This window comes from Leptotrichia sp. (genome assembly GCF_057270615.1).
Genome location: NZ_DBHIXN010000059.1, coordinates 1 through 10,980 on the forward strand (window position 1 = coordinate 1; position 10,980 = coordinate 10,980).

Consider the following 10,980-nt stretch of genomic DNA (forward strand, 5'->3'; position numbering starts at 1 on the left):
AAAAAACGATTTCATCAAGTTAGGATAAAGAGTAATTACAACAAAATCTGATTTTTCTAAAGGTTCCTTAGTTTCAAGAAACCCTTTATTTATCATATTTTTCTCTTCAGCCTTTTTCAAAGTTTCCTCATCAATATCAATCCCATAAATTGTTTTAATACCAATTTCCCTAAAACTTTCTGCAAAAGCTGCTCCAATTACTCCAAGCCCTACTATCGTTACTGTTAAATCTTCTATTTTTTTCAAATTTTCCATCTTTTCAAAAATTATAAACACCCCCTTTTTTAATTTAAATAAATTTTTCTAGATCTTCTTTTACTCTTTCAATAACGTCATCCCATAACTGATTTTCTTTTTGTCTAAAAAGTATTACGCTGTCATACCAGGGGCTATCTTTCCTATTTAGTAGCCATCTAAAATCAGAATCATATGAAAGCATTATCCAAGTGGGCTTTCCCATAGCTCCCGCAAGATGGGCAACTGCAGTATCTACTGTGATAACTAGATCCATTCGTTCAATCAATGCCGCTGTATCGCAAAGATCATTTAGCTCATCATCCCAGAAATAGAGGTTTTCTACCCCCCCCCATATTTTTTATTTTTTTCTTCGCTATTTAATTCTTTTTGAAGGCTATGAAATTCATAATTCAGTTCAAACAAATCTTCTATTTTTTTTAATGAAACATTTCTAGATTCGCTTCTAAATTTTGAATTACTTCTCCAAAATATTCCAATTCTTTTTTTATCTGTTTCTTCTAATCTATTTTTCCATTTCTTTTTAAATTCAGGCGGTATTTCTAAATATTTAGATTTGTAAGGAATTTTTTTCAAATTATACATTTTTAAAATATTTGGTAAGCTCATTGATAAAACTTGATATTTATATTCTTTTTTTATTTTTTCTCCATTTTCATGAATATCTATTCCATTTTTCTTTAAATTAAACCTAAACAGATTATCTAATTCTGGCTTATATAGAACTGAAATATTTATTTTCAATCTTTTTAATTCCAATAAAAATCTAAAAAACTGAATATTATCACCAATTCCCTGCTCCTGATAAACAAACAATTTATCAATTCCATTAATTTTTTCTCCATTCCAATAAGGAAGTCCAATTTGTTTAATGATATCCACAAAATTATTATCCTGAAATCCCAAAGTCATACGTCGCCACTCATATTGCTTCCATCCTTCTTTCATCTTTCCAACTTTTAATAAAATAAATGCCAACCTAAGATGAGCCAATGTTAAATTAGAATCACTTATCACTTTTTTCAAGTCATTAATTGCCAATTCATACAGTTCAAGCCTCTCTAATACAATAGAACGATTTCCATATCCACTAACTTCTTCAGGAAACTCCAATATATAATCGTCATATTTCTTTAGCAGTTCCATCAATTCCTTTCGGGAAATCTCTTCATTTTCATCACTTACTTTTCTCACTTTCTCTTGCAGTAATTCCCCCTCTTTAATTAGACGCTTTTTTCTTTCATTGAAAGCTTTTTCATTATCATTTTCCATTTTACAAAATCCTTTTTTAATTTTTAAATATTATTTAAAAGTTTTTCCTAGAACATTTGCAATTTTTTCTACATCTTGCATCAAATCATCAAACACTTCAAATTTTAATGATTGAGGTCCATCTGACAATGCCTTATCTGGTTCAGGGTGAACTTCTACCATTAATCCGTCTGCTCCTGCTGCCACTCCTGCCATTGCTAATGGTTTTACCATCCAGTATTTTCCTGTTGCGTGAGCAGAATCTACAATTATTGGTAGATGTGTCAATTTTTTAATCATTGGAACTGCATTTAAATCCAATACATTTCTGTAGGCTGTTTCATAAGTTCTTATTCCTCTTTCACAAAGAACTACATTTTCATTTCCACCAGCTAAAATATATTCAGCTGACATCAACCATTCTTCAATTGTTGCACTCAATCCTCTTTTTAGAAGTACTGGAATATTTGTCTTTCCTACTGCTTTTAACAAATCAAAGTTTTGCATATTTCTTGCACCTAACTGGATCATATCTAAATGTGGTCCAAATTCATCAAGCTGAGATATTGACATTACTTCACAAACTATTGGAAGCCCTGTTTCTTCTTTTGCCTTTTTCATTAGTTCCACACCTTCCATTCCCAATCCTTGGAATGCATAAGGCGATGTTCTTGGTTTAACTACTCCCCCTCTTAAAATAGTTGCTCCTGCTGCTTTTACTGCTTTTGCTGTTTCAATAATCTGTTTTTCATTTTCAACAGAACAAGGTCCTGCCATCATTACTAAATTATTTCCACCAATTTCTACATTTCCTACTTTTACAATAGTATCATTTGGCTTAAATTTTCTGCTTGCTCTCTTATATGGCTCCTGCACTCTTTGAACATCTAAAACGTAGTCAAGTGACTGTATATGTTTAATATCAATTGTACTAATATCTCCAACTAATCCCAAAATAGAATAATCCTTTCCTTTAATTAATTTTACACTTACGTTATTTTCTGTTTCCAATCTCTTAATTAATTGCTCCAAAACTTTTTCATCAATTCCACCATCTACTTTAATAATCATAATTCCTTCTCCTATTCTTTTTTTATTTTAGTTATTTATAAAATTAATCTATTGTTACAGCTGTTCCACTGCAAGTTACCATAAGCATCCCATTATCCGCTCCCAAAACTTCATAATCCATTTTTACGCCAATAACAGCATTTGCACCCATAGCTGCCGCTCTAGTTTTCATTTCTTCCAAAGCATTTGTTCTTGCAGCCAAAAGTTCATTTTCATATCCTTTAGATCTTCCTCCAAATATGTTTCTCAAATTTGCTCCCAAATCTTTAAACATATTAACTCCCGAAATAACTTCTCCAAAGACAATTCCCTTGTATTCCACAACTTTTTTATCCTGAATCTCATTCGTGGTTGTAATAATCATCTTTACTTACACCTCATTTCCGTAATTTTTTATAAAAAAAAACTCTCTTAAAATAACTTTAGGAGAGGATAAAATCTAAATATTTATATATACTTAATTTATATACTTTATGATACTTTAATAGTCTATTTATTACATCTAAAATTTTTTCTCATCAATCCAGATCAAATTATAAGGCACTTTAAGCAATTATTATACTAAACCTCTGTGTCTACAATTATATTTAATTACCCTTAAAATTATTCAATAACTGTTAGGCATAAAATGTCCTTCAAAATTAAACAAATATAAATTTTTATTTGTTTTATAAATTCCTTCAATGCTTCATCACTACATTTTTTCTAAACTACTAAATTATCTTTTATTTTTTTCATAAAATTAAATTTCTTCTACCCTACTATCCTACTAATTATTTTCCAAATATTCAAACCTTTTCAAAATCAAATTATAAATACTGTTGTAAAACTGGTCTAAAACTACTCAAAAACTATGATTACTTTACTCAAATAAACCAATTATTACTTTTGAATTCAACTTTAAAATGATTTATTATATAATAGCAAATATTATTTACATTGTCAACCAGTGAACTACTCCCGCTTTTAGAAGCGGGAGCTTCTTGGGAAGTATCTGCATATGACTAGCCAAATATATTTACCAAGCTCTTCGGGTAGTTCCTACCCTGATATATTTAGTGTAATACATTTTGCTATAAATATCAATCAAAAATGCAATTCATCTCCCACTTATAGAAAGCCTACGACTTCTTGCTATTTTTTTGTTAAAATTATAAGTTGTATTTTTTCTTAAATTTGTCAACTCTTCCAGTTTCATCAACAAATTTAGATTTCCCAGTATAAAATGGGTGAGAAGTTGAACTTGTTGCAACTTTTATTACTGGATATTCTTTCCCTTCAAAAGTTGTTGTTTCTTTAGAAGTTTTAGTTGATTTTCCTAAAAATTTTTCTCCGTTACTTGTATCTTCAAATACTACAAATCCGTATGATGGATGTAAATCTTTTTTCATAATTGCCTATGCTCCTTTCTATTTATAACTATGATTATTTTCAATATTTCATACTATAATACCATATTTTTTCCTAATTTTCAAGTATTGACATAATAAAAACTTCATTTTATATAGATTTTTTCAAGTTAATAAAAAAATGTCTCTTAAATTTTTTTCTATTTCAATTTCCAAGCTGTTGGTGAAAATAATATTAACATTGGAAAAATCTCTAATCTTCCTGCAAGCATTCCAAAACTCAAAATTACTTTTGAGAAATCACTTAACTCAGCAAAACTAAATGCTGGTCCAACTTTTCCTAATCCAGGCCCAATATTGTTAAATGTAGCAGCAACAGCACTAAAAGCTGTCATAAAGTCAGTTGTAGAATAAGAGATCATTAGTAATATTCCTCCAAAAACCAAGGAATAAACTAAAAAGTATACTGCAATGCTTTTTTGCATTTTCATATTTACAGGCTTGTCATCATATTTTATTGCAACTACACGATTGGGACTTATCATTTGAATTATTTCTGCAAAGTAAATTTTTACCATTAAAATAACTCTTGAGATTTTTAGTCCTCCAGCTGTAGATCCTGCACATGCTCCAAAAAACATTAAAATCAATAATATAACTTGCGAAAATAATGGCCACTTTCCAAAATCAGCTGTAGAATAACCTGTTGTCGTAATAACTGACGAAACTGAGAAAAACACATCTCTTATACAATGTAAAATTGACCCATAGCTTTTGCAAATATTTAAAACTATTAATACAATTGCCCCAAATATTATTAACAAATAATACTTCAATTCCTCATTTTTAAATACATCTTTTACTTTTCCAATTAAAATAAAATAATATATATTAAAGTTTACTCCAAACACTATCATTCCAATCCCAAGCACTATTTCAACATAAGGATTATTATATGGTAAAATACTTCCGTTTCTTACTCCAAATCCACCCGTTCCAGCTGTACCAAATGCCAAAAGTGAAGATTCAAATAAATCAAGCCCTCCAAGCATTAATAAAATTATTAAAACTACTGTCATAACAATATAAATTTTATAAAGCATTCTGGCAGTTGTTGACAACTTTGAAACTAATTTTCCAAATGTTGGTCCAGGGACTTCAGCCTTCATTACGTGAACCGATGTTGCAGAACTTGGAAAAATTGCAAGTGCTAGCACCAGAACTCCCATTCCTCCCACAAAATGGGTAAAACTCCTCCAAAACAAATTAGAATGGCTAATTTTAGTAAGATCTGTTATTATACTTGATCCTGTTGTTGTAAATCCGCTTACAATTTCAAAAAAAGCATCAATAAACGATGGTATTTCCTTTGTAAACACAAATGGCAATGCTCCGAATATAGACATCAGAATCCAAGATAAGGACACTATTATATACCCTTCTCTTCCTTGAATCCTCTGATCTTCAGGAAGCTTTGCCGAAAGTGCAAATCCAATTGCCAAAAGAAGAGCTATTACAGATCCGTAAGCAATTTTATATTTTGCACTTTCATTATATAAAAAACTTATAATCAAAGGCAAGACCATTAAGCCAGCCTCAAGTATAAGTATTTTTCCGATTATAAAACTTATCATTTTTTTATTCATTTTTACTCCTTAAACCCAATATGCATATCAAAAGTTTATATAGCAGTATTTTTTAGCTTAATTCTAAAATTTTTAATAAAAAATTCTTGCTGTTATTTTTATAGATTTTACTTTTATAGTAACACATATTTAAATTTTATTCTAAAATATCATCAAAATCTTCGATTGAAGATGCTGTTGTAACGACCATCACGCTATCGTTAATTTTTATTGCATCATTTCCTCCAGGAAAAATCATTTTTCCGTCTCTTAATATGCTCGCAATTAACGTACCTTTTTTTATTTTTAAATCTTTTAATGGAATATCAATAGCACAGCTATTTTTGTTAATTTCAAAAGTAATAAATTCTACTTGATTTTCTAGCCTATATAAAAAGCTCATTGTAGAACCACGCATATCAGTTTTTGATCTTACAACGCTTATTATCATATCAGAAATAACTTTTTTAGGTACAACTGTAGATGTTCTTGTATTTTTTTCAAGTATTGAAAGCATTAGAGTCCTGTTCATTTTTGTGATTAATTTAGAATTTGTTATGGAATTTACAAACATTGTAATAACTGTATTTTCTTCGTCACTATCTGTAAGAATTACAGTTGAATCATAATTACTTATCCCTTCCTGCATCAGAAATTCCTGATCAGCTTCATCTCCTCTTATTACAATTGCCCTTGGATACGACTCACTTAATCTTTCTGCACGTTCTTTATTATTTTCTATAACTTTTACTTTAATTTTGTTTTCCAGCAGTTTTCCTATTAGATAGTGAGAAATTGTTCCTCCACCAACAAGCAGTGCAGAATCAATTTTTAAATTGCTTTTTTCAATTTTATCATAAAATTTATGTACTGCCTCTTTTGATCCTGCAATATGGACAATATCCCCTTCTAAGATAGTAAAATCTCCACTTGGTATAAATACATTTTCACCTCTTCTAACAGTACAGATAATCACTTTGTCCTTTGAACTAAATTCAAGTTTTTTTAACTGCATCCCATTTAAAAAGTTATCTTTTTGAACTCTTATTGAAATAAATCCAGCTCTTTGACCAAAAAAGTTTTCTACACTTAAAGCGACTGGAAACATTAATTTATTTGCAATACTTTTAGCAGTTTCCAGTTCAGGATTTATCATAAGTGAAATTCCAAGCCCTTCCCTTACAAACTGCATATTTGAACTATATTCAGGATTTCTCACTCTTGCTATTGTAAATTTTGTTCCAAGTTTTTTTGCTATAATAGAAGAAATTATGTTTAATTCATCTAATTCAGTAGCTGCAATAAAAATATCAGCAGTATCTGTTCCCGCTTCCAGCAAAGTTTCATAAGAAGCTCCATTCCCAACAAGTCCTGTTATATCATAAGTTTCTACAAGTTTATTTAATATTTTTTCTTCCTTTTCAATAAGAATAACATCATTTCCTTCTGCTGAAAGTTCACTACAAAGCGATTCTCCAACAACACCAGCTCCCGCTATAACTATTTTCATATTTTTTCTCTTTCTTTATAAAATTTTTATTTATTTTTTTTATTTAAAAAAGTAGTCAAAACTTTTATACTATCATAGTAAAACTAATTTAAAATCAAACTCAAAAGCTATGACTATTTTACTCAAACATTAAGTTTATATAATTTTTGATAATTCAATTTTAAATGGATTCAAATATATTTGGCAACTTCCTTTGCATAATAAGTAATAATTGCATTTGCTCCAGCACGTTTCATAGCATACATTTGCTCCATCACAATTTTCATTTCATCAATCCAGCCATTTTGAGCTGCAGCCTTTACCATCGAATATTCCCCCGAAACACTATAAGCCACAATCGGAACTTCAAAATTATCGCTTACTTTTTTTATTACATCAAGATATGCCATCGCAGGCTTTACAATTATAATATCCGCTCCTTGCCGTAAATCTTCGTCAACTTCATCTATTGCATCCTTTGAATATTGAAAATTCATCTGATAGGACTTTCTATCGCCAAATTGTGGTGCTGAATCTGCCGCATCTCTGAAAGGGCCATAGAATGCAGATGAATATTTTACTGAATATGCCATTATTGGAATATTTTCAAAATGATTTTGAGCCAAAACTTCTGAAATTTTTTCCACACGTCCATCCATCATATCTGATGGAGCCACAATGTCAACTCCAGCCTTTGCATAGGAAAGTGCTATTTTCCCCAAAACTTCCAAAGTTTCATCATTCTTGACATAACCATTTTCATCAAGTATTCCACAATGCCCATGATTTGTGTATTCACAACAGCAAATATCACAAATTACAAGAAAATTATCATAATTTTTTTTTATAAATCTAACTGCATTTTGAACAATTCCATTTTCATTATATGCTTGTGTAGCACAGGCATCCTTTGTTTTAGGAATTCCAAAAAGCAAAATCGAATTTATTCCCAATTTTACAAGTTCATCCAGCTCTTCTGAAAGTCTGTCAATTGAATACCTAAAGATTCCAGGCATTGACGGAATCTCACTTTTTATATTTTCCCCTTCTTCAACAAAAATTGGATAAATCAAATCCTCCTTTGCAATATAGACATCTTTTACAAGATTTCTTATAGCTTCATTTTTTCTCAATTTTCTATGTCTTTTAAACATTTTTACTTCACCTTTTTCATTTTCTCTATTTTAAATTTAAAATCAGATTTTTTTATTTTTCAATTCTATCCAAAACCTTTTGAATTTCACTTTTCATCGCACGTGAACGCTTACAATTTTTTCCACTTGTAGAAATTGCAATTTGAAATTCATCATTTTTTACAATTCCTCCAAACATCGAATTCATCTTAGTTTTTGAAGATACATTATTGATTAATATTCCTTTAGAATCACAAATTTCAGCCACATTTTCATTCAATTCCTCATTATCCGTAGCTGCAATAACTAAAAAATACTCTTTTACAAGTTTTTCAATCTCATCTTTATTATTTTCAATTTTTCTATTATTCTCTATTCTCAAATTTTTTAGTTCCAGCAACTTCTCTTCTGCAATATTTTCCGAAATAACTGTAATATCAGCCTCATATTCCATAATTTTACTAATTTTTTTAAACGCAACTTTTCCGCCACCAATAACCAAAACTTTTTTATCTTTTAAGTTTACAAATAATGGAAACCACATATTTTAATGCTCCTTCTGTTTTTTATTTGATGACAATAGAATAACATATTCTAAAAAGAAAAACAAGCAATTTAAAACATAATATTTTTTTTCACTATTTTTTTACAAAAAAAACAAAAATAACGTGATTTTTTTATATAAAAATGATAAAATAAATCTATTTGATAACTACGAAAATAAACAAAAAAATCTAAAAAATAAAAATGGAGATATTATGAAGTACATAAAAAATTTTTTTGAACAATTTATCATTCTCATTCAATTTATGACACGAATCCCAATACCGCTAAAAATTAATTACAGCGAAAAAAAGCTCGGAAAATCAATAAAATTTTTCCCTTTAGTCGGCTTAATCATCGGCTTAATTTTATATTTTGCAAATTTTTTAATTACAGTCTATTTAAAAAATATTTTTTATAACAAAACAATAATTGCCATATTTTTAATAATTTTAGAAATCTTAATTGTAGGAATAATCCATATTGACGGACTTGCCGATACTTTTGACGGATTATTCAGCTATGCCAAAAAAGAAAAAATGCTAGAAATTATGAAAGACTCAAGAATAGGAACAAATGGAACAGTTATTTTAATTTTGTATTTTATCACAAAAACTGTCCTAATCTCTGAAATAATCACAATAAACTCAAAATATCTCATAATCTTTCCAATTATTGCCAGACTTTCAACCCCAGTAAATGCTGGACTTTCTAACTATGCCAGAAAATCTGGAATGAGCAATGCCATAATTTCTGAAAATGGCATCTTTGAAGCAATTTTTTCACTTGCTCTATCAATTATTCTGGTTTTTTACATAATTGGCATAAAAGGAATTGTTGCTATATCCATTGCATTTATATTTATAATTATTTTTATGTTAAATGTACGAAAAAAAATTGATGGAATAACTGGCGACACAATGGGAGCTTGTCTTGAACTTACTTCAATTCTAGTTTTATTTTTAGGAATTATTTTGAGATAAAATTTAAATAATAAATAACCATACAAACTTAGGATTTAATAAATATCCTAAAGTAATGGAACGACCCCTTGTAGAAATAAAAAAACTTAGGTTATCGAATAAAAAATAAAGAAAGGAAAAATAAAATGACAGAAATTTTATTTATACGCCACGGTGAAACAGATTACAATAAAAAAAATTTATATTATGGACATTTGAATCCAGGTTTGAATGAAACTGGAATTAATCAGTTAAAAAATACAAAAAAGAAACTTGAAGAAATGAATGAAAAAATCGACATAGTTTTTTCAAGCGACTTGAAAAGATGCAGAGAAAGCCTTGAATTACTTGAACTTGATGAAAATATTGAAAAATATTTTTCAAAAGAGCTAAGAGAACTTAATTTTGGAGATATTGAAGGAAAAAGTTATAATGAAATTGAAAAAGAATTTCCGCATTATATTGATGAAATGAAAAATAATTGGAAATATTTTAGAACAAAAGAAGGAGAAAGCCTTGATGATTTACAAAAACGAATTGTAAAAAAAATTGATGAAATAAAAGAAAAATATCAAAATAAAAAAATTCTTATTGTAGCTCATGCTGGTGTCATTCAAACTGCAATTAGTTACTATTTATTTAATAATCTGGATGGATATTGGAAATTTAAGCTGGATAATGGGAGTATTACGAAGATGGTTGTGACAGATGATGGATTTATTTATTTTGATTATATAAATCATAAATCACAATATTAAATGCAACATTTTTTTATATTGGAATTAAATATCTTTAAGTTCTTTTATACTATGCTCGAATCTGTTTAAAATTAAACTATTAAAAATCATATAAACTTAGGATTTGAGTAAAATAGTCGCAGTTTTAGAATTTATACTAAACCCCATTTGAATAACGAATATGTTGTAAATCTTTTTATTTAGATTAAACCTGATATTTATTTTCAAATAATTAAAATAAATTTGTTATAAATATTAGACCTGTTCGATAACTATACAAACTTAGAATTTAATAAAATAAATATCTTGAAGCAAGGGGTCTTGACCCTTTGTATAGATAAAAAAACTTAGGTTATCGAACATATCTATTATCTAACAAGGGGCCTTAACCCCTTGCCAGAAAGTAAACAAAATATCTTCTCTATTTTCCAAACAGGATTTAACATAAATATTTTTACTGTGCCATAATTAACAAAAAAATCAATCAAATTTTAAAATTTTCACTAAAAAGTATGTTTAAATCCAATCGTTCCTTTGTATCCTGAACGATTTGAATTATTGAAAG

At 28.6% G+C, this 10,980-nt stretch carries 12 protein-coding genes; 2 read left to right on the plus strand and 10 right to left on the minus strand.

Going from position 1 to position 10,980, the window contains the following annotated elements; genetic code table 11:
- From ACO409_RS08970 to ACO409_RS09015, 10 genes are all read right to left on the minus strand, one after another.
- A partial coding sequence (locus ACO409_RS08970) for an NAD(P)-dependent oxidoreductase (RefSeq protein ID WP_485556516.1) occupies positions 1–255 on the minus strand: 255 nt, incomplete at its 3' end.
- Positions 256–289: 34 nt separating this feature from the next.
- Positions 290–511, minus strand: coding sequence for a hypothetical protein (locus ACO409_RS08975; protein WP_485556518.1), 222 nt, complete (start codon positions 509–511; stop codon positions 290–292).
- Between the two features lie 65 nt (positions 512–576).
- Complete coding sequence (locus ACO409_RS08980) at positions 577–1,527, minus strand: tetratricopeptide repeat protein (RefSeq protein ID WP_485556520.1); 951 nt, start codon at positions 1,525–1,527, stop codon at positions 577–579.
- Positions 1,528–1,557: 30 nt separating this feature from the next.
- On the minus strand, positions 1,558–2,577 hold the full coding sequence (gene aroF, locus ACO409_RS08985) for a 3-deoxy-7-phosphoheptulonate synthase (protein WP_485556522.1): 1,020 nt from the start codon (positions 2,575–2,577) through the stop codon (positions 1,558–1,560).
- Between the two features lie 43 nt (positions 2,578–2,620).
- Positions 2,621–2,941: a putative heavy metal-binding protein gene (locus tag ACO409_RS08990; protein WP_485556524.1), complete on the minus strand. Its 321-nt coding sequence runs from the start codon at positions 2,939–2,941 to the stop codon at positions 2,621–2,623.
- Between the two features lie 787 nt (positions 2,942–3,728).
- Positions 3,729–3,968, minus strand: a complete 240-nt coding sequence (locus tag ACO409_RS08995; RefSeq protein WP_018499712.1) for a type B 50S ribosomal protein L31 — start codon at positions 3,966–3,968, stop codon at positions 3,729–3,731.
- Between the two features lie 158 nt (positions 3,969–4,126).
- A complete protein-coding gene (locus ACO409_RS09000) occupies positions 4,127–5,572 on the minus strand; it encodes a TrkH family potassium uptake protein (RefSeq protein WP_485556527.1) in 1,446 nt (481 codons plus the stop codon).
- Between the two features lie 136 nt (positions 5,573–5,708).
- On the minus strand, positions 5,709–7,061 hold the full coding sequence (gene trkA, locus ACO409_RS09005) for a Trk system potassium transporter TrkA (RefSeq protein ID WP_485556529.1): 1,353 nt from the start codon (positions 7,059–7,061) through the stop codon (positions 5,709–5,711).
- A 170-nt stretch (positions 7,062–7,231) separates the two neighbouring features.
- Positions 7,232–8,194: a porphobilinogen synthase gene (hemB, locus tag ACO409_RS09010; RefSeq protein WP_485556531.1), complete on the minus strand. Its 963-nt coding sequence runs from the start codon at positions 8,192–8,194 to the stop codon at positions 7,232–7,234.
- A gap of 52 nt (positions 8,195–8,246) precedes the next feature.
- Positions 8,247–8,717 (minus strand): precorrin-2 dehydrogenase/sirohydrochlorin ferrochelatase family protein, encoded by a 471-nt coding sequence (locus ACO409_RS09015; protein WP_485556533.1) that lies wholly within the window; start codon positions 8,715–8,717, stop codon positions 8,247–8,249.
- A 214-nt stretch (positions 8,718–8,931) separates the two neighbouring features.
- On the opposite strand from ACO409_RS09015, the gene cobS reads away from it, so the two are divergent.
- On the plus strand, positions 8,932–9,699 hold the full coding sequence (gene cobS / locus ACO409_RS09020) for an adenosylcobinamide-GDP ribazoletransferase (RefSeq protein WP_485556534.1): 768 nt from the start codon (positions 8,932–8,934) through the stop codon (positions 9,697–9,699).
- 125 nt (positions 9,700–9,824) lie between these two features.
- Positions 9,825–10,436: a histidine phosphatase family protein gene (locus ACO409_RS09025; protein WP_485556536.1), complete on the plus strand. Its 612-nt coding sequence runs from the start codon at positions 9,825–9,827 to the stop codon at positions 10,434–10,436.
- Positions 10,437–10,980: the final 544 nt, after the last annotated feature.